Here is a 25,155-nt window from a genome sequence, read left to right as displayed (position 1 = left end):
GGTCTGGTCCCCCGTCACTCGACGGTGACGCTCTTGGCCAGGTTGCGCGGCTGGTCGACATCGGTGCCCTTGGCGACCGCGACATGATAGGCGAGCAGCTGAACCGGCACCGCATAGACGATCGGCGCGATCAGCGGATGGACCTTGGGCATGGTGATGGTCGCGATACAGCCCTCGCCCGCCGCCTCGATCCCGTCATAGTCGGAGATCAGCACGACCTTGCCGCCGCGCGCCTGGACCTCCTGCATGTTGGAGACGGTCTTCTCGAACAGCGGGCCGGACGGCGCGATGACGATGACGGGGACATGCTCGTCGATCAGTGCGATCGGGCCGTGCTTCATTTCGCCCGCCGCATACCCTTCGGCATGGATGTAGCTGATTTCCTTGAGCTTCAGCGCACCTTCCAGCGCCAGCGGATAGTCGGTGCCGCGGCCCAGATACAGCACGTCGCGCGCGCCCGCGACAGTGCCCGCCATGCCTTCGATCGCCTCGTCATAGGCCAGCGCGCCGTTGATCGCGGCGGGTGCCTCGGCCAGATGGCGGACGATCTGCCGTTCCTCGTCGGCGGACAGCCGCCCCTTGGCCTTGGCGAGATTGGCGGCGAGCGCGGCCAGCACGCTCAGCTGGCAGGTAAAGGCCTTGGTCGAGGCAACGCCGATCTCCGGCCCGGCATGGGTCGGGAGCAGCAGGTCGGCCTCGCGCGCCATCGAGCTGGTCGGCACGTTGACAACGGCGGCGATCGTCTGCCCCTCGGCCTTGGCGTGGCGGAGCGCGGCGAGCGTGTCGGCGGTCTCGCCCGACTGGCTGATGACGATCATCAGCCCGCCCGGCTCCATCACCGGCGCGCGGTAGCGGAACTCGGACGCGACATCGAGGTCGACCGGCACGCGCGCGAACTGCTCGAACCAGTATTTCGCGACCATGCCCGCATAGAAGCTGGTGCCGCATGCAACGATGGTGACGCGCTTGATCCCCGACAGGTCGAATTCGGGGATAGGAAGTGCGATCTTGCCCTCAAGCCTTTGAAGATACGAACGAAGCGTCTGGGCGACGACGATCGGCTGCTCGTAAATCTCCTTCTGCATGAAGTGGCGGTGATTGCCCTTGTCGATCAGCGCACCGGTCACGCCCGAGATCGTGACGGGCCGATCGACCGGGTTATTGTCGCGGTCATAGACCTGTGCGCCCTCGCGGGTGCAGACGACCCAATCGCCTTCGTCGAGATAGGCGATGCGCTGGGTGAGCGGGGCCAGCGCGAGCGCGTCCGATCCCAGATAGGTTTCGTCATCGCCATATCCCACGACCAGCGGCGAGCCCAGTCGCGCGCCGATCAGCAGATCGGGCTGGTCGCGAAACAGGATGGCGAGCGCGAAGGCCCCGTGCAGGCGCGGCAGCACCTCGCGGACCGCCGCAACCGGATCGAGCCCCTGTTCGACCTTCTCGCTGACCAGATGGGCGACGACCTCGGTGTCGGTTTCGCTGGTGAAGACATGACCACGACCGATCAGTTCGTCGCGCAACGCCTTGAAATTCTCGATGATCCCATTGTGGACGACCGCGACGTGATCGGTCGCATGGGGGTGCGCGTTGTTGGTGGTGGGGCCGCCATGCGTCGCCCAGCGGGTATGGGCGATGCCGATCGTGCCGGGCAGCGGATGCGCGGCAAGCTGGCGCGCCAGATTGACCAGCTTGCCCGATGCGCGACGCCGCTCGATCGAACCCTGGTCGATCGTCGCGATGCCCGCCGAGTCATATCCGCGATATTCCAGGCGACGCAGCCCGTCGAGCAGCCGCTCGGCAACGTCGTCACCGCCCAGAATTCCTACGATACCGCACATAAGCCTTTTACTCCCCAGCCTTTTTCGCGGCCTTCTTGACCGTCATCATCTCTCTGAAACGCTTGGCCCAACCCGGCTTGGTCTGCCGCTCCGCCCGGACCAGCGCCAGGGCGTCGGCTTCGACATCGCTCGTCACGACCGAACCCGCGCCGACGATCGCGCCCGCGCCCACCTGGACCGGGGCGACCAGCGCCGAGTTGGAACCGATGAACGCGCCCTCGCCAATCACGGTGCGATATTTGAGGAAGCCGTCATAATTGCAGGTGATCGTGCCCGCGCCGATATTGGCGTTCGCGCCGACCTCGGCATCGCCCAGATAGGTCAGGTGGTTCGCCTTGGCGCCGGGGCCGAGCACCGCCTTCTTCATCTCGACGAAATTGCCGACCCGTGCGCCTTCCCGCACATCGGCACCGGGGCGGAGACGCGCATAGGGGCCGATATCGGCGCCGCTTGCCACGGTCGCGCCCTCCAGATGGCTGAAGGCATGGATGGTCACGCCGTCCGCCACATGGACGCCGGGGCCGAAGACGACATGGGGCTCGATCACCACGTCACGGCCGATCCGGGTGTCATGGGCGAACCACACCGTCTCCGGCGCGATCAGCGTGGCGCCGTCGGCCATCGCACGGGCGCGGCGACGGACCTGCCAGTCGCCCTCCACCACCGCTAGTTCGGCGCGGCTGTTGACTCCCGCCACTTCCCCGGCGCTCGTCTCGATCACCGCCGAAGGACGTCCATCGCCAGCCGCCAGCATGACGATATCGGGCAGATAATATTCGCCCGCCGCATTGTCGTTGCCGACCCGGTCGAGCAGCCCGAACAGATCCTCCGAACGGACCGCCATGAGGCCCGAATTGCAAAGGGTTACGGCACGCTCTTCGGCACTGGCATCCTTGAACTCGACCATTCGGTCGATGCGTCCGTCGGCATCGGCGATCACCCGGCCATAGGCGGCGGGGTCGGCGGGTCGGAAGCCGAGCACCACCGCCGCAGGACTGTCCGCCTCGGCCAGCCGATCGATCATCCGGCGCATCGTCGCGGTCTCGACCAGCGGCACGTCGCCATACAGGATCAGGACATCGCCCATAAAGCCCGACAGCGCGTCGCGCGCCTGCGCCACCGCATGCGCCGTACCGAGCTGCTCGGCCTGAAGCGCGGTGCGCACGCCCAGCGGCGTCACGGCCGCCTCGACCTGCTCGCGCCCTGCGCCCGTCACCACGACCATGCGTTCGGGCGAGAGCGCCCCGACGCTGTCGATCAGGTGGAGCAGCATCGGCCGCCCGGCGATCGGGTGAAGGACCTTGTGCAGGTCCGACTTCATGCGGGTGCCCTTGCCCGCGGCAAGGATGATGGCGGCGACTGGTCTCGTCATGATGGTTGCGCCTGCCATGGATTTCTTGCCAAAGCCATACCGAGACTTGGCGCAGGATGGCTCATGGACGCGAATTCACCCGACCGTTTTCCCTTTTCCATCGTGGGCTTCGATCTCGACGGCACCTTACTCGACACCAGCGGCGACCTGGCGGCGGCGGTCAATCATGCGCTGGCCTCGATCGGGCGTCCGACCCTCGATGTCGAGGCGGTGAAGCCGATGATCGGCGGGGGCGCGCGGCGGATGCTGGAACATGGGCTGGCGGCGACCGGGGGATGCGATACCGAGACGCTGGATGTTCTGCACCAGCGACTGCTGGACCATTATGAGGCGCATTTGGCGGACCATACATGCCCTTTTCCGGGCACGCTGGCGGCGCTCGACGAACTGGCGCTACGCGGCGTCCGGTTGGGCGTCATGACCAACAAGCTGGAACGCTTCGCACGAGCGATCCTGGACGGGCTGGGGCTGACCGACCGGTTCGATGCGATCATCGGCGGCGACACGATGGGCGTCGCCAAGCCCTCGCCGGTCCCGATCCAGGCGCTCGTCGCCCGATGCGGCGGCGGGGCGGCGGCCTTTGTCGGCGATTCGATCTTCGACGTGCAGGCCGCCAAGGCCGCCGGCCTGCCGGTGATCGCCTGTTCCTTCGGCTTTCTCAGCCAGCCGGTCGAGACGCTGGGCGCCGATGCGATCATCGACGGCTATGACAACCTCATCCCGACGCTGGAGCGGCTCGCGCCTTCCGCCCCTTGATCCACAGGTGCCGCAGGAGGAGCGGCAGGGGCATCCGGATCAGGTGCGAACGCAGATAGAAGGCCAGACGCGTCAGGGGATGCCGCCCGCGTCCCCAGCCGTCACGCGCCAGGATGCGGCGACGATAGAGACGGTCGGCGAGCGTCAGCGCCTGCCATTGCGGCGGCACGGGCGTGCCGAACAGCGCATGGCTCAACCGCATCGCGCGGGCGACGGCTCGGTCCAGCCCATGATGGCGGGCCCGCTCGGCCAACCCTTCGCAGCCTCCTTCGTCGACCAGCGCGTGGATATCCCAGAGATTGCGCAGCCCGCCCGTCAGGTCGCCATCGGCGAACAGATGCGCGGCAGCATGGACGATCATGTCGAGATGCGACAGCACGGCAAGCCCGTTGGCCAGCGGCACCGCCCCCGCGATCAGCCCGGCCGCGTCGGGCTTGGGTCGCGCGGTCGGGGGCAGGATGGTGTGATGCACGTCGAGCATCCGGTCGCGGTCGCGGTGGATCAGCGGCGGCAGTTCGTGCATCCATCGCCGATAGTAAAGATCGTCATAGGGGTCGGGCTTGACCCACTCCCATCCCGCCTCGATCAGCCAGGCCTCGGCCCGGTCCAGATCGGCCTGGGGCAGCAATATGTCGCAATCGCCGATCGATCGCCCGCACCCCGCCGCCAGCCCCACCGCCACGAAGGCCGTCCCCTTCAGCAGGATGACCGGACGACCCAGCGGGTCCAGCGCATGGGCGACGCGGTTCGCCTCCCACAGCGCCGCACGCCGCCCCTCCTCCGCCGCGGCCTTCGCATCGGCCAGGCACAGGGCGACGCGCGGCGGCAGGTCCAATCCGTCCAGCCGATAGGCCAGCGTGCCGATCAGCAGCTCGGCCCGCGCGACGGTCAGCACCGCCGTCCAGTCGCTTGCCGTCAGATGCCGCGCGCATCCCGGCTCACGCAGCAGGGCGATCAGCCGCTCGACGGGGGTTAGAGCGGGGGTCAGAGCGCGGCCCATAGCGCCTCCACGGCGGCGATCCCCGCTTCGCCATCGGGATAATCGACGGCGACCGCCGGAACCTCGGCGCGCAGGCGAGTCAGGGCGCGGAACCCCGGCTCGCCCATCGCGACATAATTGGTCGATGCCTGGGTCAGCCGCACGAAACATTCGGCCGGCGGCAGCGGGCGGATCGCCGACGGGAAGCCGAAACGGGGAAACAGCAGCAGGGCGGGCCGCGCGGGTTCATCCATCGCGGCGATGGCGGCGGGGTCGGGCGCGACATGGCGGATGTCGCCCTTGGGCGTTCCCGACAGCAGCGGTCCGGTGACCCGGCCTGCCGGAATCGCCGCCAGGCTCTCATTCTTCAGGCTGACCGGGCGGGGGAAGGGAAAGGCAAGCCCCGATGCGGGATCGATCAGCGCGAACTCGTCGCCCATGAACCGCCAGCCCCGCTCGGCAAGAAGCAACGCCAGCGTCGACTTGCCCGCGCCGGATATGCCGCTCATCACGATGGCCTTGTCACCGCGCGCCACGACCGAGGCATGGAGCAGCACATGCCTTCGATGCCCCAGCGCCATTTGCAGGTTCATGCCCAGCTCGGCCGCCAGCAGCCCCTGGGCCAACGGCAGCGGCGCCGCCTCCGGCAAGCGGTAATCGCCGCCGATATGGATGGAGGGGCGAAGCCACCGCCGCCAGGGCTGCCCGGCCTCCAGTCGCACGCTCAAATCGGCGAATTCGGCACGCGGATAATCGCGGTACAGCGCCTCGACCGCCGCGATCGGCCCCCGCCAGTCGGAGCCGATGCGAAAGCCGACCGGCCCGACGCGCAGGGTCGTCCGATACCTCATAGCCTCTCGACCAGCCCCGCCGCCTCCAGCTCGGCCAGCCGGGCCAGCAGCATCGCCTCGGCATCGCCCGGCTCGCCGAGATCGAAGTCCCGCGACAGCCGGGCCAACAGCGCCCCGGCGTCCAGCGGCGCATCCGCCAGCGCGCGCAGGATCTGCGGCGCGGGTTCGGTCAGCAAATGGGTGATGCCCGACGGCCGGTGGAAGACGGCGGTGAACATGTCCAGCGGCTCGACCAGCAAAAGCTCCGCCCCCGCCGCGCGGTAGCGCGGAGCGGCCATGTGTCAGCCGCCCGGCATCTGGAGCGAGGCATAGCAGGTAAAGCCGCCCTGCCCCCGCTGCAATCGGCGGATATAGTTGAGATAGGCCCGGTTGCTGAGCGAGTTGGAATTGGGGAGTTGGCCACCCTGCAGGGCGCGCTTCACTTCCTCGCCGGTATAGGGCCGGCTGGGGGGCGCGAACGAGCCCTGCGTGCGCGCCGGCACGGTGGATCCGTCACGCGCGATATAGCTGCCCGCGCGCCCAGGATCGGGAACGGGGATCTGGCAGTTCAGCACCGAGCCCGTCGTCTGCGCCAGCGCGGGGCGGATCGCGACCACCGTGCTCGCCCCGATCGCCCCCAGCATCAGCGCGCGGCGGCTGGATGTGGCGGCACGCGACGGCTCGGGGCCGTCATCGTCGGTTCGGTAGGGCTGGGTCGTCTCGTCCATGTGAAGCGGATGTCCCATATTCGCGCTTTCGCGACAAGCACCTGTGCGATCCCGCCTGCCCCGCATCGGGAGAGGGCGGATGTTGCGGGAAGACAGGGCGACCCGCGCCCGCTACATCGGCGACATCATGGGATTCGGCATTCGCACCTTGTGGGGCATCGTGGTGGCGGTGGTCGCTGCGGTCGTGGTGTTCCTGACCGCCGGGCCGGGGCCCGCGATCATCACGCTGGTCGGCGGGATCGCCGCCGCGCTGGTCGCGAGCGAGGGCGAGGCGACCGACGCGGAAGAGGACGACAGGCAGGTCGAGGACGGCGATACGCTGTCCCCCCTGCTGACCGAGGCGCTGGATGCAATCGTCGAGCCGGTGCTGCTGATCGAACGCGGCCGGGTGACGCTGGCCAACCGCGCCGCCCGCACGCTGCTGGGCGCGCATATCGTCGGTGAGGATGCGCGGATCGCCATCCGCCATCCCGCCGCCGCCGAGCGGTTGATGGCTCCGGGCGCGACCGCCCCCGACCATCCCATTTCGCTCGTCGGGCTCGGCTCGCTCGACCATCGCTGGGAGATGCGGCTCGCCGACACCAGCGGCGGGCAGCGGATCGTCCATCTGATCGACCAGACCGCGCACGACGCCGCCGAGCGGATGCGTGTCGATTTCGTCGCCAATGCCAGCCACGAACTGCGGACCCCCCTCGCCTCGATCCTGGGGTTCATCGAGACGCTGGGCGATGAGGCGGGCGAGGATGCCGAAATTCGCGCGCGGTTCCTGAAGGTGATGTTCGACGAGGCGCGCCGGATGCAGCGGCTGGTCGAGGACCTGATCTCGCTCAGCCGGATCGAGGCCGACAAATATCGCCAGCCCGCCCAGCCGGTCGCCATGGCCGACCTGGTCCAGCATGTCTGGGACGAGTTTCTCGACTCCGGCTCGCCTCGGGCCGAGGACATCGGCTGCGACGTGGCCGAGGGATTGCCGCCGATCGCGGGCGACCGCGCGCAATTGTCGCAGATGCTCCACAATCTGATCGGCAATGCGATGAAATATGGGCGCGCCGAAACCCCGGTGCGCGTCACGCTGGACTGCGACGGGCCCATGCTGCGCCTGACGGTGGCCGATCGGGGCGAGGGCATCGCGCCGGGGCATATCCCCCGCCTGACCGAGCGTTTCTACCGCGTCGATTCGGGGCGGAGCCGCAGCATCGGCGGCACCGGACTGGGGCTCGCGATCGTCAAGCATATCGTCGAGCGGCATCGCGGACGGCTGGATATCGCCAGCGAGGTCGGGGTGGGCACGACCGTCACCGTCCGCCTGCCCCCGATAAAATCCAGCGAGAAACCCGTTTCCGAGGGCGCTGTCACAAAACCGCAATAGAAATGTCACACGGAGGTCCGGTGGGCGTGGCAGCGCCGGCCCACACCCGTTCCGGTGTGTTCAAGGATCATGATGCGCCTGCCCTGCCTTCTCGCCGCGATCGTCGCGCTGGCGGCCTGTCACGATCAGGCCAATGGCGGCGGCGCGGGCGTGCGGGATCAGATCACGGCGGTCGGCTCCTCCACCGTCTATCCCTTCACGACCATCATCGCCGAGCGTTTCGTCACCGCCGATCCCGACGCCAAGGCGCCGGTGATCGAGTCGACGGGCACGGGCGCGGGCATGAAGCTGTTCTGCGCCGGGATCGGTGCAGCGCATCCCGATATCGAAAACGCCTCGCGCCGGATGAAGGCCGCCGAATATCGCGATTGCGCCGCGCATGGCGCGGCCGCGCTGCTAGAGATTCCCATCGGCATCGACGGCATCGCCTTTGCCGAATCGAAGCGCGGGCCGCGCATGGCGCTGAGCACCGTCGACCTCTACCGGGCGCTCGCGGCGCATCCCGGCGGGCGGCCCAATACGGCGCGGACCTGGCATGACGTCAATCCCGCCCTGCCCGCCATTCCGATCCAGGTCTATGGTCCGCCCGCGACCAGCGGCACGCGCGACGCGCTGGCCGAGTTGATCCTGATGCGCGGGTGCGATGCGGTCGAACCGGGCGCGGCGGCGCTGGCGCATCGCGATCCCGATGCCCATCGCCTGCTCTGCACCCGCGTCCGCGACGACGGCGCCTATATCGATGCGGGCGAGAACGACAATCTGATCGTCCAGAAGCTGCAATCCAACCCCGATGCGCTGGGCGTGTTCGGCTATTCCTATCTCGAGGAAAACCGCAATACGGTGAACGGGGTGGCGATCGACGGCATCGCCCCCAGCTATGAGGCGATCGCCGCCGACCGTTATCCGGGTTCGCGGCTGCTCTATCTCTACGTCAAGAAGGCGCATCTCGATGCCATTCCGGGGCTGCGCCAGTTCCTGTCGCTCTATGCCGCCAATTGGGGGCGTGGCGGGCCGCTGGTCCGGCGTGGGCTGATTGCGGCGCCCGCCGGGGTCCAGGCACGGGCGCGGTCGATCATCGCGAACGAGACCGCCCTCGATCCGGCGACCCTGCCGTCATGAACGGCGTCATCCTTCTGGTCCTGATCGTCGGATTGGGTGTCATCGCCTGGGCGACCACGCGGATGCGCGCGCTCGGCTTTCGGCGGCGGACGGGCGGACGGGTCCGCTCGCTGCCGCATCATCATGGCTGGTATGTCGCGCTGTGGACCGCCGCGCCGCCGCTGATCTTCCTGGCGGTCTGGGCTGCGACCTCGCCCGCGCTCGTCACCGATATGGTGCTGGGCACGCCCGCCGCCGGACGCTTGCCGCCGCCGGGCTTCGAGCGGGCAGCGATCCTGTCCGAAGCGCGGGCGCTGGCCGCCGGACAGGCGCACGGGGCCTTCCATACGCTTTCGCGCACCCTGGCCCCCGCTTACGCGACCGCCCAGACGCGCATCGACTGGATCGCGACCGCCATCGTACTGCTGCTCGCGCTGGCGGGCGGCGCCTATGCCTATCTGCGGGTCCGGCCCGACTTTTCGGCGCGGACGCGGATCGAGCGGGTGGTGCTGGGGCTGCTGCTCGGCGCCTCGCTCATAGCGATCCTGACGACCGCCGGGATCGTCGCCTCGCTGCTGTACGAGGCCGGGCGCTTCTTTTCGGTGGTGCCGATCACCGACTTCCTGTTCGGCACGCATTGGAGCCCGCAGGTCATCGACCCGCGCGATCCGGGCGCGTCGCTGGGCGCGGTGCCGTTGTTCTGGGGGACGTTCTTCATCGGCGCGGTGATCGCGATGGCGGTGGCCATTCCGTTCGGGCTGATGAGCGCCATCTACCTGACCCAATATGCCCAGCCGCGCGCACGTCGGATCATGAAGCCGGTGCTGGAGGTGCTCGCGGGCATCCCGACCGTCGTCTATGGCTATTTCGCCGCGCTGATCGTCGCGCCCGCCGTCCGCCAGTTCGCGGTGTCGATCGGCATCGAATGGGCATCGTCGGAAAGCGCGCTGGCCGCCGGGCTGGTCATGGGGGTGATGATCATCCCCTTCGTCTCGTCCATGGCCGACGACAGCCTGGCGGCGGTGCCCGATTCGATGCGCGACGGCAGCCTGGCGATGGGAGCGACCCCATCCGAGACGATCACCCGCGTCATGCTGCCCGCCGCCCTGCCCGGCGTAGTCGGCGGCGTCCTGCTGGCGGTCAGCCGCGCGATCGGCGAGACGATGATCGTCGTCATGGCGGCAAGCGGGGTTGCGACCCTGACCGCCAATCCCTTTGCCAGCACCACGACCGTCACCCGCCAGATCGTCGACCTGCTGACCGGTGAGGCGGAGTTCGACAGCCCCAAGACGCTCGCCGCCTTCGCGCTGGGGCTGACGCTGTTCGTCATCACGCTGCTCCTCAACATCATCGCGCTGAGCGTGGTGAAGCGTTACCGGGAAACCTATGAATAGCCCGCCCCCTTCCCCGGCGGACGACGCCCCCACCATCTGGAACAGCCCCGCCATGACGCGCCGCCTGCGCCGTCGCTATGCGGCGGAGCGGCGGTTCCGGTTGATCGGCATGGCGGCGGTCGCCCTGTCGGCGGCGTTCCTGGCCTTTCTGCTGATCACGATGGTGGCGCAGGGGATTGGCGGCTTTACCCAGACGCGCGTCACCCTGCCCGTCGACCTGGCCGCCGCCGAACTGCCGGTCGAGCCCGCGCGGCTGAAGGGGCGCGGTGCCGACCTCGCGCTGGCGGGTGCAGGGCTGGAGCATGCGGTCGACGGCGCGGCGACCCTGGCCTTCGGCGCCGACGGCACCGACCTGTTGTCGCCGGGTGCGTGGATCGTGGTGCGCGATGCGGTCAAGGCGGACCCGACCCTGTTGCGCGGCACCACGCGCTTCTCGCTGCCCGTCGCCAGCGCCTATGACGTCGCGGCCAAGGGCGAAGGCACGCCCGAGGCCGAGGCGGTGGTCGCGCGGCTCAAGGCCCGCGGCGTCCTGTCGACCGGGTGGAACCTGACCTTCCTGACCGACGCCGATGCGACCGATCCGACCCGCGTCGGCATCTGGGGCGCGGCCAAGGGATCGCTGCTGACCATGCTGGTCACGCTGGCGCTGGCCTTCCCGATCGGCGTGCTCGCCGCGCTCTATCTGGAGGAGTATGCGCCGAAGAATCGCTGGACCGACCTGATCGAGGTGTCGATCAACAATCTTGCGGCGGTCCCGTCGATCATCTTCGGCTTGCTGGGGCTGGCGGTGTTCCTGGGCACGTTCGGCCTGCCGCGTTCGGCTCCCCTCGTCGGCGGGCTGACGCTGGCGCTGATGACGATGCCGGTCATCGTGATCGCAGGGCGCAACGCGATCAAGGCGGTGCCGCCGTCGATCCGCGACGCGGCGCTGGCGATCGGCGCCTCGCGGGTGCAGGTGATCTTTCACCATGTCCTGCCGCTCGCGCTGCCCGGCATCCTGACCGGCACGATCATCGGCATGGCCCGCGCGCTGGGCGAAACCGCGCCGCTGCTGATGATCGGCATGCGCGCCTTCATCGCCGCGCCGCCGCAGGGGCTGACCGATCCGGCGACGGTGCTGCCGGTGCAGATCTTCCTGTGGTCCGATCAGGTTGATCGCGGCTTCATCGAAAAGACCTCGGCGGCGATCATCGTTCTGCTTGTCTTCCTGCTCGCGATGAACGGGCTGGCCATTTACCTCCGCAATCGGTTCGAGACACGCTGGTGAGCATTCCCAAGATAACCGCGCGCAACGTCAGCGTGTCCTACGGCGCCAAGCAGGCGATCCACGACATTTCGATCGATGTCGAACGGGATCACGTCATCGCCTTTATCGGCCCGTCGGGCTGCGGCAAGTCGACCTTCCTGCGCACGCTCAACCGGATGAACGACACCATCCCCTCGGCGCGGGTGTCGGGGGACGTGCGGCTGGACGGGCAGGACATCTATGCGCCCGAGATGGACGTGGTGCAGTTGCGCGCCCGCGTCGGCATGGTGTTCCAGAAGCCCAACCCCTTTCCCAAGTCGATCTACGAGAATGTCGCCTATGGTCCGCGCATCCACGGACTGGCCGCGTCACGCGGCGAACTCGATATGATCGTGGAGCGCTCGCTGACCCGTGCCGGGCTTTGGAACGAGGTGAAGGACCGGCTGTCGGAAAGCGGCACCGCGCTGTCGGGCGGGCAGCAGCAGCGTCTGTGCATCGCGCGCGCCATCGCGGTCGACCCCGAGGTGATCCTGATGGACGAGCCGTGCAGCGCGCTCGACCCGATCGCGACCGCGCGGATCGAGGAGCTGATCCACGACCTTCGCGGCCGCTACGCCATCGCGATCGTCACCCACAACATGCAACAGGCGGCCCGCGTGTCGCAGCGCACCGCCTTTTTCCATCTCGGCACGCTCGTCGAGTACGGGAAGACGTCCGACATCTTCACGAACCCGAAGGAAGAGCGGACGAAGGACTATATTACCGGCCGTTACGGCTGAGGACGAGGATCATGGACCACACCGTAAAGGCATTCGACAACGATATCGGCCGCTTGCGCGGGCTGATCAGCCAGATGGGCGGATTGGCCGAGGAAGCGATCGCCAATGCGATCCGCGCGCTGCAACGCTCCGACCTGGAACTGGCGCGGAAAGTCCGCGAGGACGACAAGGCGATCGACCTGATCGAAGCGGAGGTCGAGCGGCTGGCGGTGCGCACCATCGCGCTGCGCGCGCCGATGGCCAACGACCTGCGCGAGGTCGTCGCCGCGCTGAAGATCGCCAGCGTCGTCGAGCGGATCGGCGACTATGCCAAGAACATCGCCAAGCGCGTGCCGATGATCGAGAGCGAGGACCGGATCGAGCCCGTCTCCATCCTGCCCGCCATGGCCAAGATCGCCTCGGCGATGGTCCATGACGTGCTCGACGCCTTTGCCGCGCGCGATGCCGAGGCGGCGGTCCGGGTCCGCGACAGCGACAACGCACTCGACGATTTCTACGATTCCATCTTCCGCACGCTCGTCACCCATATGGTCGAGAATCCCAAGACGATCGGACAGGTCGCGCACCTGCTGTTCATCGCCAAGAATCTCGAACGCATCGGCGACCATGCGACGAACGTCGCGGAGATGGTCTATTTCGCCGCCACCGGTACCCAGATGGGTGAGCGGGATCGCGGCGGTACTTGGCCTTCTTGAGGGAACAGGCACCATGGCACGGGTAAAGATGTTGCTGGTCGAAGACGATGCCGCGCTGGCGGAACTGCTCGTCTTCCATTTCAAGCGCGAGGATTTCGAGGTCGCCCATACGCCCGACGGCGAGGAGGCGCTGTTGCTGGCGCGCGAGAGCACGCCCGACATCGTCCTGCTCGACTGGATGGTCGAGGGGATTTCGGGGATCGAGGTCTGCCGCCGCCTGCGCCGTTCGCCCGAGACCGCGAACGTGCCGATCATCATGCTGACCGCGCGCGGCGAGGAAGAGGACCGGGTGCGCGGGCTGGAGACGGGCGCGGACGATTATGTCACCAAGCCCTTCTCCCCGCGCGAGCTGGTCGCGCGCGTCGGCGCGGTGCTGCGCCGCGTCCGCCCGGCGCTGGCGGGCGAGGCGCTGACCTATGCCGATATCGAGATGGACACGGTCGGCCACAAGGTCCGCCGCGCGGGCGAGGTCGTCTCGCTCGGGCCGACCGAGTTCCGCCTCCTGAAGCACTTCCTGGAGCATCCCGGCTGGGTCTTCTCGCGCGAGCGACTGCTCGACGCGGTATGGGGTCACGATTCGGATATCGAGAGCCGGACGGTCGACGTCCATATCCGCCGTCTGCGAAAGGCGATCAATGTCGGCGACCGGCCCGATATCATCCGCACCGTGCGTTCGGCGGGCTATTCGCTCGACGCCGGGGGCTGAACGTGAACGGGCCGTCAGAATTGGGCCGGGTGCGAAACGATGGAGCCAAGTCGCGGGTGGGGCGTTCAATCCACCGCGCTAACGCACTTGCGCTTCTGAACAGGAGATTCGCATGAAGCTCGTAATTCTGGCGGCCGCCACGCTGATGGCAGCCCCCGCCCTCGCCCAGACGACCACCCAGGCAGACGCCACGGCCCAGGCCGGTGCCAGCACCGGACAGACCGGCACCACCGCGTCGGCCGACGCCTCGATGCAGGCCAGTGCCTCGGCCGGGACGGAGACGCCGGGCGGCTATCAGCCCGCGCAGCCGCCGATGGCGTCGCCCCCCGCCCCCGGCGTGCCGGTCATCTTCAAGCAGGCGCCGAGCCCCGAACAGGCCTATCCGGCCCCGGCCGCGCTGAAGAGCTATCCGATCTGCAAGAAGGGCCAGTTCGACCAGTGTCGCCAGCGCGGCGGCAAGTGATCGCCTGACCCGATTGCTCCGACGAAGCGCCGATCCTCTCGCGAGGGTCGGCGTTTTGCTGTCGGAGCGGCTATTCCTCGACCAGCTTCATCAGGCGGCGCTCGACCGGCGCCAGCACCGGCCCCAGCTCATGCCCCCGCTTCAGCACCGCCCCGGCCTCGCCGATCAGCGCCCACATGCCCTGGCGGTTGCGCAGCGCCGGGCGCTTCTCGATACGATATTCCGGCCGCTCGGCGGTGCGCCGAAAGGCCGAGAAGATCGCGGCGTCGCGCCCCAGATCCATCGCATAGTCGCGCCAGTGTCCCGCCGCGACCATCCGGCCATACAGGTCGAGGATGCGGTTCAGCTCGGCACGCTCGAACCCCACCTGCCCCGGTGCCTTGGGAAACGGGACGATCCCCATCAGGCGCGGTCGCGCTCGATATTCTGTTCGGCCAGCAACGTGTCGAGCTGTCGCCGCAGCGTGTCCAGCTCGCACCGCAGCATCTCGATCTTCTGGGTCTGGGGGTCGAACACCTCCGAACAGGGCGTGCCATAGGGGACGAAGCGCTTCTCGGGCGCCGCGCCGCCCTCGACCATTGTCGGCCTTGCCGGAATGCCGACCATCACCGCGCCCTCGGGCACGTCGCGGGTGACGACCGCATTGGCCCCCACCCGTGCGCGCGGGCCGATCGTGATCGGGCCGAGCACCTGCGCGCCCGATCCGACGATCGAACCGTCCATCAGGGTCGGATGCCGCTTGCCCGCCACGCCATTGTCGGGGCTGGTCCCGCCTAGCGTCACGCATTGATAGATGGTGACGTCGTCACCGATCTCGGCCGTCTCGCCGATTACGACGAAGCCATGGTCGATGAAGAAATTCCGCCCGATCTTCGCACCCGGATGGATGTCGATCGCGGTCAGGAAGCGCGTGAAATGGTTGACCAGCCGCGCGAGGAAGAAGGCGCGCGACCGGTAAAGCCGATGCGCCACCCGGTGCCCCGCCAGGGCCCAGACGCCCGGATAGAGCAGGATCTCGGCACGCGAGTGCGGAGCGGGGTCACGAGCCCGGATCGAATCGAGATAAGCGGCCAATCGGCTCGGCATGAGCATGTCCCCAGATGCGATACCGGCATTTAAGCACGGCTTTTCCTGAATTCCAGATAGGCGTGGAACCTTGGCGGACGCGACAAAGTCTATCTTTGTTGCAGCCACGCTTCGGGCACGGCATGGGCCGGGCGTCACAGGGTAAGGAGAGATGATGGACCCGACCAGTAGCGAATGGATCCATATCCTGCCCTTTATCGGCGTCGGATTTGCCGCCCAGGTGGTCGATGGCGCTTTGGGCATGGCGTTCGGGGTGATTTCCAATACCCTGCTGATCAGCCTGGGCGTGCCCCCGGCGGCCGCGTCGGCGGGAGTCCACAGCGTCGAGACCTTCACGACCGCCGTATCGGGGATCAGCCATGCGGTGCATCGCAACGTCAACTGGCGGCTGTTCCTGCGGCTGATGATCCCGGGCGTCATCGGCGGCGCGCTGGGCGCCTATGTCCTGTCCAATATCGATGCGGCGGTGGTGAAGCCGTTCATCCTAGCCTATCTGACCGCGATCGGCATCTATCTCCTGATCCGTGCCTGGCGGCACAAGGCGCATAGCCGCGAGCCGAAGGTGGTCGAACCGCTGGGCTTTCTCGGCGGGTTTCTCGATGCGGCGGGCGGCGGCGGATGGGGGCCAGTCGTGACCTCCAACCTGCTGGCCCAGGGCGCGGCCCCGCGGACGACGATCGGGACGGTCAACACCGCCGAATTCTTCCTGACCGCGACGATTTCGGCGACCTTCATCACCCAGCTGGGTTGGGAGGCCTTCACCATGGCGACGGTCGGGCTGCTGATCGGCGGCATCTGCGCCGCGCCGTTCGGCGCGATGCTGGCCAAGCGCGTTCCCGCGCGGGTCTTGCTGACGCTGGTCGGCGTCATCCTGACCCTGACCAGCCTTTGGGGTTTCTATCAGGCCATGAAGGGCTGACCAGCAAGAGCGATGGGGCGCCCGGCCAATGCCGGCGCGCCCCATCGCCAAGTTAGGCGATCGCCGCGTGGACGGTCGCCACCGCCTGCATCACCGCCGCGATACGGACCGAGGTCTGGATGACCTCCGCCGTGACGCCCGCCTTCTTCAGCACCGCCTCATGCGCATCGATGCACATGCCGCAGCCGTTCATCGCCGACACCGCGAGGCTGAACAGCTCGAAATCGATCTTGTCGATGCCCGGCGCGCCGATCACGTTCATGCGCAGCTTGGCGGGCATGTTGCGATATTCCTGGTTCCCGGCCAGGTGCGTGAAGCGGTAATAGACATTGTTCATCGCCATCACCGCGGCGGCCGCGCGCGCCGCATTGGCCGCCTCGGCCGACAGCTTGGGGGCGCATTCGGCTTCCGCCGCCTCGACCAGCGGCTTGTGGCCCGAGCCATGCGCACAGGCGAGCAGCAGGCCGTATTTGCGCTGGTCGTTCAGCACCGGCTCGTTGATCAGCGAGCCGACGTTCAGGCGGATGTCCTTGGCGAAATCGGGCAGCTGCCCGGCAAATTCCTTGAGCGACATGGATGGAATGCTCCAGATATGCGACGCCCCAGTCCGGGCCGTCGATCGCATGGGACCGACGACCCTCGCCGGGGCGCCTGAAAGATGGGCCGGGGGACGATGCCTTCCCCCGACGCGAAGATTACTCGGCCGCGAGCTGGAGGACGTCGTCGCCCTTGTTCCAGTTGCACGGGCACAGCTCGTCGGTCTGCAGCGCGTCGAGGACACGCAGCGTCTCGGCCGGGTTGCGGCCGACGTTCAGGCCGTTGATCGTGACGTGCTGGATGACATTGTCGGGGTCGATGATGAAAGTCGCGCGGTAGGCGACATGCTCATTCTTGTCGACGATGCCCAGCGCGTCGGCGAGCACGCGGCCATTGTCCGCAATCCAGGGGAAATCGGCCGCGGCCAGATCCGGGTCCGACTTGCGCCATGCCAGGTGGACGTGCGCGGTGTCGGTCGACGCGCCGATCAGCACGGCGTCGCGATCCTCGAAATCGCCCTTCAGCTCGGAATAGCCGACGATCTCGGTCGGGCAGACGAAGGTGAAGTCCTTCGGCCAGTAGAACAGGACCTTCCACTTGCCCTCATACGACGTGTCGCTGATCGTCTCGCCGGCGGGCAACGCGCTGGTGCCCTGCTGGACGGGAACGGTGAATGCGGGGAGCTTGTCTCCAACGGTCAACATGGCAATGTGCCTCCTTCTCTAGAAATTCGGCTCCAGCCATCCTCTCGTGCGATCAGCGGTTCGACCGCCTGTATTCGTTGTACCGACGGATATGGGGACTGGCGCCTTTGATCCAACAAGCTATTTGTCACATGGCAATCGACTGAGACGATCAATGGCCGCGACCTATCTACCGACCCTGAAACAGCTTCAATATCTCGTGGCCTTGCAGGACCATGGCCATTTCGGCCGGGCCGCCGACGCCTGCTTCGTGACCCAGTCGACCCTGTCCGCGGGCTTGCGCGAGCTGGAAACGCTGATCGGCGTGACGTTGGTCGAGCGGACCCGGCGCGTGGTGCGCTTCACCCCGCTGGGCGAGCGGATCGCCGACAAGGCGCGCCGGGTGCTGCGCGAGGCGGACGAGCTGGGCGACATGGCGCGCGCCGCCGGGCGTCCGCTGTCGGGCGAGATGCGCATGTCGGTCATCCCGACCATCGCGCCCTTCATGCTGCCGCGCATCCTGCCCCGGCTCCGCCGCGACTTTCCCGACCTGAAGCTGTTCCTGCGCGAGGAGCCCAGCGGCCCCGCCTGCGAGCGGCTGCACAATGGCCGCACCGATTGCGTGCTGCTCGCCCTGCCCTTCGCCTGTGGCGAGGTGACCGCCGAGCCGCTGTTCGACGACCGGCTGTTCGTCGCCTTTCCGACCGACGAGGATCACAGCCCGCCGCCCGCCTTCCCGGCGTCGGCGATCGACGAGAACCGGCTGTTGCTGCTCGAGGACGGGCATTGCCTCAAGGATCATGCGCTCGCGGCGTGCAATCGCCCCGAGCTGCGGGCCGAGGCGACGATGCTGGGCACCTCGCTCCACACCATCGTGCAGATGGTGGACAATGGGCTGGGCATGACGATGCTGCCCGAAATGGCGCTGCGGTCGGGTATCCTCGACAATACCAACATCACCGCGCGGCCGCTCGATGCCGACAATGCCATGCGCAAGATCGCGCTGGTCTGGCGCCGGGCGAGCCCGCGCGAGAAGGATTTCCGGCTGCTCGCCCAAGTGCTGGCGGAAGCGGCCTGATCGATCGCGTTCATCGACACCCATCGATTTGCAAAGGAGTTTTGGCCCATGACCCATCCAGCGAAGCGCATGCTGGCGGCCCTGCCGATCGCGGCCCTGGTGATGCTGGGCGCCTGCGGGCGGGGACGGGACGAGCGAGAGGCGCCCGCCGCCCCCTCCGCCACGGCGGTCACGGCGCCCGCGCAGGAAGCGCCCTTCGTCGCCGACCGGCCGATGGCGCCGACCCGCACCATCCTGGACAATGCCGCCGCGACGCCGTCGCTCTCGTCGCTGGTCGCGGCGATCCGCGCGGCCTCGCTCTCGACCACGCTGGCGGGCCCCGGCCCCTTCACGCTGTTCGCGCCGACCAATGCGGCGTTCGGGCGGCTCGCCCCCGGTGTCGAGGCGCAGCTGCTCCAACCCGCCAACCAGGCTTCGCTGGTCCGCGTGCTGCGCTATCATATGGTGCCGGGGGTGGTGACGGTGACTGAGCTGCAACGGCGTATCGCGGCGGGCGGCGGGACCGCCACGCTGATGACGGCGCAGGGCGAACCGCTGACCCTCAGCATGACCCAGTCGGTCATCACCCTGACCGATGGCGGCGGGAACAAGAGCTATATCGAGGCGGGCGACATGCGTCAGGCCAATGGCATGATCCACATCGTGAACGGTGTGTTGGTGCCAAAACTGGATTAAGTGCGTTACCCTCGACGGGACGTCCGTTTCGCAACCGGTTCGGATGTCCTGCCCTTCCACGCGGCGTGGGCCCCTATGTGTGCTCCGCCGCCCATAGACGGGAATATGCTTTCATGACGAAGACCTTTGCCATTCTGATGTCCGCCACCGCGCTGGTCGCTGCGGGCACCGCCGCCACCGCCCAGACGGCCCAGACCGCGCCGACGGCCACGGCCCCCGCCCAGGCCCCGGCCCAGCCCGCTCCGGCCACCCCGGCCGCGACCGGCACCGTCGTTCAGGTCCTCGCCGCCACGCCCGACCGCAGCACGCTGGCCAAGCTGGTCACGACGGCGGGTCTGGCCGCCGATCTGTCGGGCCCCGGCCCCTTCACCGTCTTCGCCCCCAGCGACGAGGCGTTCAGTCGCATGCCCGCGGGCGCGCTCGACACGCTGAGCCAGCCCGCAAACAAGGCGGCGCTGACCACGATCCTGAAATATCACGTCGTCTCGGGCAAGCTGACCGCCGAGCAATTGAAGCAGCAGATCGCCGCAGGCAACGGCACCGCGACGCTGACGACGCTCGCCGGACAGCCGCTGACCGCGCAGTTGGGCCCCAACGGCAATGTCATGCTGACCGACGTGAACGGCCAGAAGGCCTATGTCGACAAGGCGGACGTGGCCGCGACCAACGGCGTCGTCCATCTGACCAACGGCATCAGCGTCCCGAAGATCGGCTGATCCCTCCCCCTCGGGGACGATCGGAAAGGCGGGGCTGCGGCTCCGCCTTTTTCGTGTCGGATCAGATGTCGTCCCAGCGCGCGGCGGCCGCCCCGTCGCTGTCGCGCGCCTCGACCCAGCGGGCGTCCGCCCCCCGCGTCTCGCGTTTCCAGAACGGCGCATCGGTCTTGAGCCGGTCGATCAGATAGGCGCAGGCGTCCAGCGCATCGCGCCGATGCGGGGCCGCCGCCGCGACGAAGACGATCCGCTCGCCCGGCTGCATCGGCCCGACGCGGTGGACGATGGTGGCCGCCTGCAACGACCACCGCGCCTTGGCGAGATGGGCGATCCTGTCCAGCGCGGCCTCGGTCGCGCCGGGATAATGTTCGAGTTCGAGCCGGTCGACCCCGTCGTCCGCACGGACCAGACCGCAAAAGCTGGCGACCGCGCCCACCTCCGCCTGCTCGACGTGTGCCGCCTCGGCCGCCAGGTCGATGGGATCGTGCGATACGAGAATCCGGATCATCCGCCGGTCACCGGCGGGAAGATCGCGACCTCGCGCGCTCGACCGATCGCCGTATCGAGGCCGACGAAATTCTGGTCCACCGCCGCTCGCAGCCGCTCCGGCTCGGCCAGCGCCTCGGCATAGCCCCCGCCCCGCGCCGCCAGCCAGCCGATCAGATCGGCCATGGTCGCGACCTCGGGCGGCGGGGTGACCGTCTCTTCGGACAGGCCGATCCGTTCGCGGACCCAGGCGAAATAGAGAATGGTGAGCGGCATCAGCTGTCCATATGCTTGAGGCCGACGCGCAGATAGTCCCATCCGGTGACGAGCGTCAGCACCGCCGCGCCCCATAAAGCGGCCAGCGCCGCCAGGTGGAGCCAGGGCCATCCGGGCAGCGCCCCGCCCAGGATCAGGCCGCCCAGCGCGATCAACTGCAACGTCGTCTTCCACTTGGCGAGCCGCGACACCGGCACCGATACCTGCAACTGCGCCAGGAATTCGCGCAGGCCCGACACCGCGATTTCCCGCAACAGGATGACGAGGCCCGCGACCACGCTGATCCCGCTCAACACCTGCACCGCGACCAGCACCAGGATCACCGAGGCGACCATGATCTTGTCGGCGATGGGGTCGAGGAACACGCCCAGCTTCGACACCGTGCCCTTGGCCCGCGCGAGATAGCCGTCGAAATAATCGGTGATGCCCATCAGGCAGTAGAGCGCGAAGGCGATGGCATAGCCCAGCGCCCATTCGGGTTGCCACAACAGCCCGGCCAGAAGCGGCACGGCCAGGATTCGCGAGAGTGTCAACAGGTTGGGCAGCGTCAGCATAAGGCCTTCTAGCGACAAGCCTGCCCATGACAAACCGCTTTAAGCGGTTGGCGATGGCCCGCCGGATGGTTATGTTGCTGCCATTCTGTTGCCACGATCGGGCCATTTTTCGTTATGCTCAATGCCCTCGGGCTTCTCAAGCGGCGTCGGTTCCTGCCGCTGTTCGCCACCCAGTTTCTCGGCGCCTTCAACGACAATCTGTTCAAGACCTCGATGGTGCTGTTCGCGACCTATGCGATCTTCACCGATGCGACGTCGGAATCCTATTTCAACGCTGCCGCGACGGGGGCATCGATCCTTCCCTTCGTCTTTCTCTCGGCATTGTCGGGACAGCTGGCGGACAGCCATGACAAGGCGCGGATCATCCGCATCGTCAAGACGGTAGAGATCGGGATCATGCTGGTCGGCGCGGCGGGCCTGCTGATCGCCAGGTCGGGGCATAGCACCATCGGGCTGGCGCTGATGCTGGGGACGGTGCTGGCGCTGGGTGTCCATTCGACCTTTTTCGGGCCGATCAAATACGCCATCCTGCCCCAGCATCTGGAGCCCGACGATATTCTGGGCGGCACCGGGCTGGTCGAGGCGGGGACCTATCTCGCGATCCTGCTGGGCACCGTCGCGGCCGGATGGATTCCGGTCGAGGCGGCGGCGGGCGGTGTGATCGTCGTGGCGGTGCTGGGCTGGTTCACCGGGCGGCAGGTGCCCCCCGCCCCGCGCGAGGGGCCTCCGCTCAAGCTGAACTACAACCCCTTCACCGCATCCTGGCGGCTGATCTCGGCGACGCTGCATATCCGCCGCCTGTTCCTGGCCATCATCGCGATCAGCTTCTTCTGGACGATCGGCGCGGTGCTGATCATCGTCTTCCCGCCGCTGGTCAAGAATGTGCTGACCGCCGACAAGGAGGTGGCGAGCTTGGCCATCGCGATCTTCTCGGTCGGGGTGGCGATCGGATCGGTGGTCATCAACACGATGCTGAAGGGCGAGATTTCGGCGCGCTACTCGCCGATCTCGGTCATCGCGATGGGGGCGTTCGTCGTCCTGTTCTCGGTCCTGTGCCGCAACTGGACGCCGGCACCCGATGGCGGGCTGTATAGCTGGCAGGCCTTCCTCGCCGAACCGCGCGCGATCGGCATCCTCGCCACCTTGCTCGCCATCGCGACAACCGGCGGCATGTTCGTGGTCCCGCTCTATGCCTTCCTGACCACCACCGTCGAAAAGGACCAGACCGCGCGCACCGTCGCGGCGAACAACATCGTAAACTGCTTTGCGATGACGATCGGGTCTGTGGTGGTCTTCGGGATCAGCGCGATGGGCGTCACGCCGGAGAATATGCTGTTCGTCGTGGCGGGCATGTGCCTGGTTTCCGCCTGGCTGGCGCTCCGGCTTCACCGCGCGTGCGACGATGGGTGCGTCCAGCCGGGCTGATCCCGCCCGGCGGACGGCGGCCGATCAGAACAGGAAGCTGTAGAAGCAGATGAAGAAGGCGGTGAAGCTGAGCACGAACAGGCGAATGTCCTGATCGTCGTCCCGGCGGCTGCGCGCGGGCGGCACGGGCGGCAGCGACCGTCGGAAGGGGTGACGGGCGGCTTCGTTGGCCAGGACAAGGCGGCGTCTCATGGCATGGATGTTAACGTTTTGTTGACCATTCGGGCACGGGTCCATGCCGCGCCGGAACCGTCCCCGCTGCCCCATTTAAAGACAGCGGGGACAGGCTCGATCAGTGATCGTGCGCCGCCGCCGCGCCGATCCCGGTTTCCGACCGGATGCGCTGGGCCGGATAGCCCGCCTTGTCGACCGCCGCGCGGCCGCTGCGGTCGGTGATCGACACCAGCCAGATGGTCAGGAACGCCAGCGGCATCGAGAAGATGGTCGGCGATCCATAAGGGAAGATCGGCGCGTCATAACCCAGCACCTTCACCCAGATGGCGGGCGACAATATGGTCAGCACCAGTGCGGTCGACAGGCCGACCACCCCGCCCACGACCACGCCGCGCGTCGTGCATCCCGACCAGAGCAGCGACAGCAGCAGCACCGGGAAATTGGCCGATGCCGCCAGCGCGAAGGCCAGGCTGACCATGAAGGCGACATTCTGCTTCTCGAACAGGATGCCCAGCAGGATGGCGACGACCGCCAGCACCAGCACCGTGATGCGCGACACGCGCAGCTCGGAAGCCGAATCCGCCTGCCCCTTCTTGACGACGGTCGCATAAAGGTCGTGGCTGACCGCCGAGGCGCCCGACAGGGTCAGCCCCGCGACCACCGCCAGGATCGTCGCGAACGCCACCGCCGAGATGAAGCCCAGGAACAGGTTGCCGCCGACCGCCTGCGCCAGATGGATTGCGGCCATGTTGCTGCCGCCGCGAAGCGCGCCATCGGCGTCGAGGAAGCCCGGGTCGGTGGCGACCAGCACGATCGCGCCAAAGCCGATGACGAAGGTCAGGATATAGAAATAGCCGATCCACCCCGTCGCCCACAGCACCGAGCTGCGCGCCGCCTTGGCATCGGGGACGGTGAAGAAGCGCATCAGAATGTGGGGCAGGCCCGCCGTCCCGAACATCAGCGCCGCACCGATCGAGATGGCGGAGATCGGGTCCTTGATGAACCCGCCCGGCCCCATGATCGCCCGGCCCTTCGTCACCGCCTCGTCGGGCCCCGCCCCGGCCAGCGCGGCGAGCGCCGTCTTGACCTCGACCGCACGGGCGAACAGCGCCTCCGGGCTGAAGCCGAACCGCGCCAGCACCGCGATCGCCATGAAGCTGGCCGCGCCGAGCAGCATCATCGCCTTGACGATCTGCACCCAGGTCGTCGCGGTCATCCCGCCGAACAGGACGTAGAAGGTCATCAGCACGCCGACGATGACCACGGCATAGCCGTAAGGCAGGCCGAAGAGCAGCCGGATCAGCTGCCCCGCCCCCACCATCTGCGCTATCAGATAGAACAGCACGACCATCAGGGTCGAACAGGCCGCGACCATCCGCACGGGAGTCTGGGCAAAGCGGAACGACGCCACATCGGCAAAGGTGAACCGCCCCAGATTGCGCAGCCGCTCGGCCATCAGGAACAGCAGGATCGGCCAGCCGACCAGAAAGCCGATCGAATAGATCAGCCCGTCATAGCCATCGGCATAGATTTGCGCCGAGATACCCAGGAACGACGCCGCCGACATGAAGTCGCCCGCGATCGCCAGTCCGTTCTGAAAGCCGGTGATACCGCCGCCCGCCGTATAGAAGTCCGAAGCCGTGCGCGTTCGCCGCGCCGCCCAGCGGGTGATCGCCAGCGTGAGTGCGACAAAGGCCGCGAACATACCGATCGCGGTCCAGTTGGTCGCCTGTTGCACCGCCGGGCCGATCGCATGGGCATGCGCCGCCGACAGGGGCAGCAGCGCCAACGGCACGGCGAGCCATAGCCCCCGCCCCCTCATGCCCTTTCCTCCGTGCGCAGGGCATCGATCACCGGATCGAAGTCGCGATTGGCGCGCCAGACATACAGGCCGGTCAGCAGGATCGCGAGCGCGATCACCCCCAGCCCGACCGGGATGCCCCAGGATGTCGCGCCGCCCGAAATCGATCGGGCCAGAAGCGCCTTGTCGAAGGCGATGGTGAGGACGAAGCCGAAATAGACGATCAGCATGATGATCGTCAGGATGGTGGTGAAACGACCTCGCTTGCGGACGAGCGCGATATAGCGCGGGTCACGCGCCAGACGGCTGGCGGCATCCTCCATGGCATTCTCCTAACCCTGCGCCGATTGCGTCCGGCGTCGGGACCATGCTCCCCCGCCCCCCGGTCGGCGTCAAGCGGGAATGGCGCCAGGACTGATCGCCATGCAGCGATGCCTTTCCGTCCCTCGCCCCTCGTAGAGGGGAGAGGGTTGCGCAGACTTGGTCTTTGCCAAA

General features: G+C 67.6%; 30 protein-coding genes. 14 read left to right on the top strand and 16 right to left on the bottom strand.

Translation table 11 applies throughout. From position 1 onward, the window contains the following. Positions 1 to 14 precede the first annotated feature (14 nt). Together glmS and glmU are read right to left on the bottom strand one after the other, a co-directional pair. Positions 15 to 1,838: a glutamine--fructose-6-phosphate transaminase (isomerizing) gene (glmS, locus tag QE360_RS14315; protein ID WP_309702525.1), complete on the bottom strand. Its 1,824-nt coding sequence runs from the start codon at positions 1,836 to 1,838 to the stop codon at positions 15 to 17. 7 nt (positions 1,839 to 1,845) lie between these two features. Next, positions 1,846 to 3,210 (bottom strand): bifunctional UDP-N-acetylglucosamine diphosphorylase/glucosamine-1-phosphate N-acetyltransferase GlmU, encoded by a 1,365-nt coding sequence (glmU, locus tag QE360_RS14310; protein ID WP_309702523.1) that lies wholly within the window; start codon positions 3,208 to 3,210, stop codon positions 1,846 to 1,848. A 63-nt stretch (positions 3,211 to 3,273) separates the two neighbouring features. On the opposite strand from glmU, the gene QE360_RS14305 reads away from it, so the two are divergent. Continuing rightward, positions 3,274 to 3,966, top strand: a complete 693-nt coding sequence (locus QE360_RS14305) for an HAD-IA family hydrolase (protein ID WP_309702520.1) — start codon at positions 3,274 to 3,276, stop codon at positions 3,964 to 3,966. Here the strand turns inward: QE360_RS14305 and QE360_RS14300 are convergent. Genes QE360_RS14300 through QE360_RS14285 form a run of 4 tightly spaced genes read right to left on the bottom strand, consistent with a single transcriptional unit; the run spans position 3,926 to position 6,521 of the window. After that, positions 3,926 to 4,966 carry a nucleotidyltransferase family protein gene (locus tag QE360_RS14300; protein WP_309702518.1) on the bottom strand — a complete coding sequence of 347 codons (1,041 nt, stop codon included), beginning with the start codon at positions 4,964 to 4,966 and terminating at the stop codon, positions 3,926 to 3,928. The two genes, QE360_RS14305 and QE360_RS14300, sit on opposite strands and share 41 nt — an antisense overlap. After that, a complete protein-coding gene (locus QE360_RS14295) occupies positions 4,951 to 5,796 on the bottom strand; it encodes an HprK-related kinase A (RefSeq protein ID WP_309702516.1) in 846 nt (281 codons plus the stop codon). Before QE360_RS14295 ends, QE360_RS14300 begins: the two co-directional genes overlap by 16 nt. Continuing rightward, positions 5,793 to 6,074, bottom strand: coding sequence for an HPr-rel-A system PqqD family peptide chaperone (locus QE360_RS14290; protein WP_309702514.1), 282 nt, complete (start codon positions 6,072 to 6,074; stop codon positions 5,793 to 5,795). The genes QE360_RS14295 and QE360_RS14290 overlap by 4 nt, the downstream gene beginning before the upstream one ends. 3 nt (positions 6,075 to 6,077) lie before the next feature. Next, positions 6,078 to 6,521, bottom strand: coding sequence for a hypothetical protein (locus QE360_RS14285; RefSeq protein WP_405052600.1), 444 nt, complete (start codon positions 6,519 to 6,521; stop codon positions 6,078 to 6,080). A 61-nt stretch (positions 6,522 to 6,582) separates the two neighbouring features. Here QE360_RS14285 and QE360_RS14280 point away from each other — a divergent pair, with 61 nt between their 5' ends. The 8 genes from QE360_RS14280 (at position 6,583) to QE360_RS14245 (ending at position 14,253) form a co-directional block, all read left to right on the top strand. Continuing rightward, positions 6,583 to 7,872 carry an ATP-binding protein gene (locus QE360_RS14280; protein ID WP_309702511.1) on the top strand — a complete coding sequence of 430 codons (1,290 nt, stop codon included), beginning with the start codon at positions 6,583 to 6,585 and terminating at the stop codon, positions 7,870 to 7,872. Positions 7,873 to 7,944: 72 nt separating this feature from the next. After that, positions 7,945 to 8,991 carry a substrate-binding domain-containing protein gene (locus tag QE360_RS14275; RefSeq protein ID WP_309704188.1) on the top strand — a complete coding sequence of 349 codons (1,047 nt, stop codon included), beginning with the start codon at positions 7,945 to 7,947 and terminating at the stop codon, positions 8,989 to 8,991. After that, positions 8,988 to 10,364 carry a phosphate ABC transporter permease subunit PstC gene (gene pstC, locus QE360_RS14270; protein ID WP_309702509.1) on the top strand — a complete coding sequence of 459 codons (1,377 nt, stop codon included), beginning with the start codon at positions 8,988 to 8,990 and terminating at the stop codon, positions 10,362 to 10,364. Before QE360_RS14275 ends, pstC begins: the two co-directional genes overlap by 4 nt. A gap of 52 nt (positions 10,365 to 10,416) precedes the next feature. Then, the gene (gene pstA / locus QE360_RS14265; protein WP_309702506.1) at positions 10,417 to 11,631 is read left to right on the top strand and encodes a phosphate ABC transporter permease PstA; all 1,215 of its coding nucleotides are present in this window, start codon (positions 10,417 to 10,419) and stop codon (positions 11,629 to 11,631) included. After that, complete coding sequence (gene pstB, locus QE360_RS14260; RefSeq protein WP_307098956.1) at positions 11,628 to 12,389, top strand: phosphate ABC transporter ATP-binding protein PstB; 762 nt, start codon at positions 11,628 to 11,630, stop codon at positions 12,387 to 12,389. Before pstA ends, pstB begins: the two co-directional genes overlap by 4 nt. A gap of 11 nt (positions 12,390 to 12,400) precedes the next feature. Next, a complete protein-coding gene (gene phoU, locus QE360_RS14255) occupies positions 12,401 to 13,084 on the top strand; it encodes a phosphate signaling complex protein PhoU (protein WP_307098958.1) in 684 nt (227 codons plus the stop codon). A 13-nt stretch (positions 13,085 to 13,097) separates the two neighbouring features. Then, a complete protein-coding gene (phoB, locus tag QE360_RS14250; RefSeq protein WP_307098960.1) occupies positions 13,098 to 13,790 on the top strand; it encodes a phosphate regulon transcriptional regulator PhoB in 693 nt (230 codons plus the stop codon). Positions 13,791 to 13,902: 112 nt separating this feature from the next. After that, on the top strand, positions 13,903 to 14,253 hold the full coding sequence (locus tag QE360_RS14245; RefSeq protein WP_307098963.1) for a hypothetical protein: 351 nt from the start codon (positions 13,903 to 13,905) through the stop codon (positions 14,251 to 14,253). Positions 14,254 to 14,323: 70 nt separating this feature from the next. Here the strand turns inward: QE360_RS14245 and QE360_RS14240 are convergent, their stop codons facing one another. Next, positions 14,324 to 14,656 (bottom strand): DUF2794 domain-containing protein, encoded by a 333-nt coding sequence (locus QE360_RS14240; RefSeq protein ID WP_307098965.1) that lies wholly within the window; start codon positions 14,654 to 14,656, stop codon positions 14,324 to 14,326. Continuing rightward, the gene (gene epsC, locus QE360_RS14235; protein WP_309695629.1) at positions 14,656 to 15,339 is read right to left on the bottom strand and encodes a serine O-acetyltransferase EpsC; all 684 of its coding nucleotides are present in this window, start codon (positions 15,337 to 15,339) and stop codon (positions 14,656 to 14,658) included. The genes QE360_RS14240 and epsC overlap by 1 nt, the downstream gene beginning before the upstream one ends. Before the next feature lie 151 nt (positions 15,340 to 15,490). Here epsC and QE360_RS14230 point away from each other — a divergent pair, with 151 nt between their 5' ends. Further along, on the top strand, positions 15,491 to 16,258 hold the full coding sequence (locus QE360_RS14230; RefSeq protein ID WP_373424624.1) for a sulfite exporter TauE/SafE family protein: 768 nt from the start codon (positions 15,491 to 15,493) through the stop codon (positions 16,256 to 16,258). 52 nt (positions 16,259 to 16,310) lie between these two features. On the opposite strand, the gene QE360_RS14225 is transcribed toward QE360_RS14230, so the two are convergent. Both QE360_RS14225 and QE360_RS14220 read right to left on the bottom strand, forming a co-directional pair. Then, complete coding sequence (locus QE360_RS14225; RefSeq protein ID WP_307098971.1) at positions 16,311 to 16,832, bottom strand: carboxymuconolactone decarboxylase family protein; 522 nt, start codon at positions 16,830 to 16,832, stop codon at positions 16,311 to 16,313. Positions 16,833 to 16,953: 121 nt separating this feature from the next. Further along, a complete protein-coding gene (locus QE360_RS14220; protein WP_307098974.1) occupies positions 16,954 to 17,499 on the bottom strand; it encodes a peroxiredoxin in 546 nt (181 codons plus the stop codon). Between the two features lie 154 nt (positions 17,500 to 17,653). Here QE360_RS14220 and QE360_RS14215 point away from each other — a divergent pair, with 154 nt between their 5' ends. The 3 genes from QE360_RS14215 (at position 17,654) to QE360_RS14205 (ending at position 19,947) form a co-directional block, all read left to right on the top strand. After that, a complete protein-coding gene (locus QE360_RS14215; protein ID WP_309702503.1) occupies positions 17,654 to 18,556 on the top strand; it encodes a hydrogen peroxide-inducible genes activator in 903 nt (300 codons plus the stop codon). Positions 18,557 to 18,604: 48 nt separating this feature from the next. After that, entirely contained in the window at positions 18,605 to 19,231 is a 627-nt protein-coding gene (locus QE360_RS14210; RefSeq protein ID WP_309702501.1) for a fasciclin domain-containing protein, read from the top strand. 113 nt (positions 19,232 to 19,344) lie between these two features. After that, a complete protein-coding gene (locus tag QE360_RS14205) occupies positions 19,345 to 19,947 on the top strand; it encodes a fasciclin domain-containing protein (RefSeq protein ID WP_309702499.1) in 603 nt (200 codons plus the stop codon). Positions 19,948 to 20,008: 61 nt separating this feature from the next. On the opposite strand, the gene QE360_RS14200 is transcribed toward QE360_RS14205, so the two are convergent. The 3 genes from QE360_RS14200 to pgsA are packed head-to-tail and all read right to left on the bottom strand — an operon-like array spanning position 20,009 to position 21,260. After that, complete coding sequence (locus QE360_RS14200; RefSeq protein ID WP_309702497.1) at positions 20,009 to 20,452, bottom strand: molybdenum cofactor biosynthesis protein MoaE; 444 nt, start codon at positions 20,450 to 20,452, stop codon at positions 20,009 to 20,011. Then, positions 20,449 to 20,706, bottom strand: coding sequence for a molybdopterin converting factor subunit 1 (gene moaD, locus QE360_RS14195; RefSeq protein WP_309702495.1), 258 nt, complete (start codon positions 20,704 to 20,706; stop codon positions 20,449 to 20,451). Before moaD ends, QE360_RS14200 begins: the two co-directional genes overlap by 4 nt. Continuing rightward, positions 20,706 to 21,260, bottom strand: a complete 555-nt coding sequence (pgsA, locus tag QE360_RS14190) for a CDP-diacylglycerol--glycerol-3-phosphate 3-phosphatidyltransferase (protein ID WP_309702493.1) — start codon at positions 21,258 to 21,260, stop codon at positions 20,706 to 20,708. Before pgsA ends, moaD begins: the two co-directional genes overlap by 1 nt. Before the next feature lie 114 nt (positions 21,261 to 21,374). Between pgsA and QE360_RS14185 the strand changes: the two genes are divergently transcribed. Further along, positions 21,375 to 22,685 (top strand): MFS transporter, encoded by a 1,311-nt coding sequence (locus tag QE360_RS14185; RefSeq protein ID WP_309702491.1) that lies wholly within the window; start codon positions 21,375 to 21,377, stop codon positions 22,683 to 22,685. A gap of 24 nt (positions 22,686 to 22,709) precedes the next feature. On the opposite strand, the gene QE360_RS14180 is transcribed toward QE360_RS14185, so the two are convergent. From QE360_RS14180 to QE360_RS14170, 3 genes are all read right to left on the bottom strand, one after another. Further along, positions 22,710 to 22,877, bottom strand: a complete 168-nt coding sequence (locus QE360_RS14180) for a hypothetical protein (protein ID WP_309702488.1) — start codon at positions 22,875 to 22,877, stop codon at positions 22,710 to 22,712. Positions 22,878 to 22,977: 100 nt separating this feature from the next. Continuing rightward, complete coding sequence (locus QE360_RS14175; RefSeq protein ID WP_309702486.1) at positions 22,978 to 24,681, bottom strand: cation acetate symporter; 1,704 nt, start codon at positions 24,679 to 24,681, stop codon at positions 22,978 to 22,980. Further along, on the bottom strand, positions 24,678 to 24,983 hold the full coding sequence (locus QE360_RS14170) for a DUF485 domain-containing protein (RefSeq protein WP_309702485.1): 306 nt from the start codon (positions 24,981 to 24,983) through the stop codon (positions 24,678 to 24,680). The genes QE360_RS14175 and QE360_RS14170 overlap by 4 nt, the downstream gene beginning before the upstream one ends. Positions 24,984 to 25,155: the final 172 nt, after the last annotated feature.

The organism is Sphingomonas sp. SORGH_AS_0789 (assembly GCF_031453055.1).
Classification (GTDB): Bacteria; Pseudomonadota; Alphaproteobacteria; order Sphingomonadales; family Sphingomonadaceae; genus Sphingomonas.
Note: the sequence above shows the minus strand (reverse complement) of the source record. Positions and strands in the feature narration are given on the sequence as shown.

Excerpts from the sequence above, each read along its gene's own strand:
- QE360_RS14175 (WP_309702486.1), bottom strand. The coding sequence starts at position 24,681 with ATGAGGGGGCGGGGGCTATGGCTCGCCGTGCCGTTGGCGCTGCTGCCC.
- QE360_RS14290 (WP_309702514.1), bottom strand. The coding sequence starts at position 6,074 with ATGGCCGCTCCGCGCTACCGCGCGGCGGGGGCGGAGCTTTTGCTGGTC.
- QE360_RS14245 (WP_307098963.1), top strand. The coding sequence starts at position 13,903 with ATGAAGCTCGTAATTCTGGCGGCCGCCACGCTGATGGCAGCCCCCGCC.
- pstC (WP_309702509.1), top strand. The coding sequence starts at position 8,988 with ATGAACGGCGTCATCCTTCTGGTCCTGATCGTCGGATTGGGTGTCATC.
- QE360_RS14300 (WP_309702518.1), bottom strand. The coding sequence starts at position 4,966 with ATGGGCCGCGCTCTGACCCCCGCTCTAACCCCCGTCGAGCGGCTGATC.
- moaD (WP_309702495.1), bottom strand. The coding sequence starts at position 20,706 with ATGCCGCTCACCATTCTCTATTTCGCCTGGGTCCGCGAACGGATCGGC.
- QE360_RS14295 (WP_309702516.1), bottom strand. The coding sequence starts at position 5,796 with ATGAGGTATCGGACGACCCTGCGCGTCGGGCCGGTCGGCTTTCGCATC.
- QE360_RS14185 (WP_309702491.1), top strand. The coding sequence starts at position 21,375 with ATGCTCAATGCCCTCGGGCTTCTCAAGCGGCGTCGGTTCCTGCCGCTG.
- QE360_RS14180 (WP_309702488.1), bottom strand. The coding sequence starts at position 22,877 with ATGAGACGCCGCCTTGTCCTGGCCAACGAAGCCGCCCGTCACCCCTTC.
- QE360_RS14230 (WP_373424624.1), top strand. The coding sequence starts at position 15,491 with ATGATGGACCCGACCAGTAGCGAATGGATCCATATCCTGCCCTTTATC.
- pstA (WP_309702506.1), top strand. The coding sequence starts at position 10,417 with ATGACGCGCCGCCTGCGCCGTCGCTATGCGGCGGAGCGGCGGTTCCGG.
- QE360_RS14225 (WP_307098971.1), bottom strand. The coding sequence starts at position 16,832 with ATGTCGCTCAAGGAATTTGCCGGGCAGCTGCCCGATTTCGCCAAGGAC.
- QE360_RS14200 (WP_309702497.1), bottom strand. The coding sequence starts at position 20,452 with ATGATCCGGATTCTCGTATCGCACGATCCCATCGACCTGGCGGCCGAG.
- QE360_RS14285 (WP_405052600.1), bottom strand. The coding sequence starts at position 6,521 with ATGGGACATCCGCTTCACATGGACGAGACGACCCAGCCCTACCGAACC.
- QE360_RS14280 (WP_309702511.1), top strand. The coding sequence starts at position 6,583 with ATGTTGCGGGAAGACAGGGCGACCCGCGCCCGCTACATCGGCGACATC.
- glmU (WP_309702523.1), bottom strand. The coding sequence starts at position 3,210 with ATGACGAGACCAGTCGCCGCCATCATCCTTGCCGCGGGCAAGGGCACC.
- phoB (WP_307098960.1), top strand. The coding sequence starts at position 13,098 with ATGGCACGGGTAAAGATGTTGCTGGTCGAAGACGATGCCGCGCTGGCG.
- QE360_RS14215 (WP_309702503.1), top strand. The coding sequence starts at position 17,654 with ATGGCCGCGACCTATCTACCGACCCTGAAACAGCTTCAATATCTCGTG.
- QE360_RS14210 (WP_309702501.1), top strand. The coding sequence starts at position 18,605 with ATGACCCATCCAGCGAAGCGCATGCTGGCGGCCCTGCCGATCGCGGCC.
- glmS (WP_309702525.1), bottom strand. The coding sequence starts at position 1,838 with ATGTGCGGTATCGTAGGAATTCTGGGCGGTGACGACGTTGCCGAGCGG.
- QE360_RS14205 (WP_309702499.1), top strand. The coding sequence starts at position 19,345 with ATGACGAAGACCTTTGCCATTCTGATGTCCGCCACCGCGCTGGTCGCT.
- phoU (WP_307098958.1), top strand. The coding sequence starts at position 12,401 with ATGGACCACACCGTAAAGGCATTCGACAACGATATCGGCCGCTTGCGC.
- QE360_RS14240 (WP_307098965.1), bottom strand. The coding sequence starts at position 14,656 with ATGGGGATCGTCCCGTTTCCCAAGGCACCGGGGCAGGTGGGGTTCGAG.
- epsC (WP_309695629.1), bottom strand. The coding sequence starts at position 15,339 with ATGCCGAGCCGATTGGCCGCTTATCTCGATTCGATCCGGGCTCGTGAC.
- pgsA (WP_309702493.1), bottom strand. The coding sequence starts at position 21,260 with ATGCTGACGCTGCCCAACCTGTTGACACTCTCGCGAATCCTGGCCGTG.
- QE360_RS14275 (WP_309704188.1), top strand. The coding sequence starts at position 7,945 with ATGCGCCTGCCCTGCCTTCTCGCCGCGATCGTCGCGCTGGCGGCCTGT.
- QE360_RS14220 (WP_307098974.1), bottom strand. The coding sequence starts at position 17,499 with ATGTTGACCGTTGGAGACAAGCTCCCCGCATTCACCGTTCCCGTCCAG.
- QE360_RS14305 (WP_309702520.1), top strand. The coding sequence starts at position 3,274 with ATGGACGCGAATTCACCCGACCGTTTTCCCTTTTCCATCGTGGGCTTC.
- QE360_RS14170 (WP_309702485.1), bottom strand. The coding sequence starts at position 24,983 with ATGGAGGATGCCGCCAGCCGTCTGGCGCGTGACCCGCGCTATATCGCG.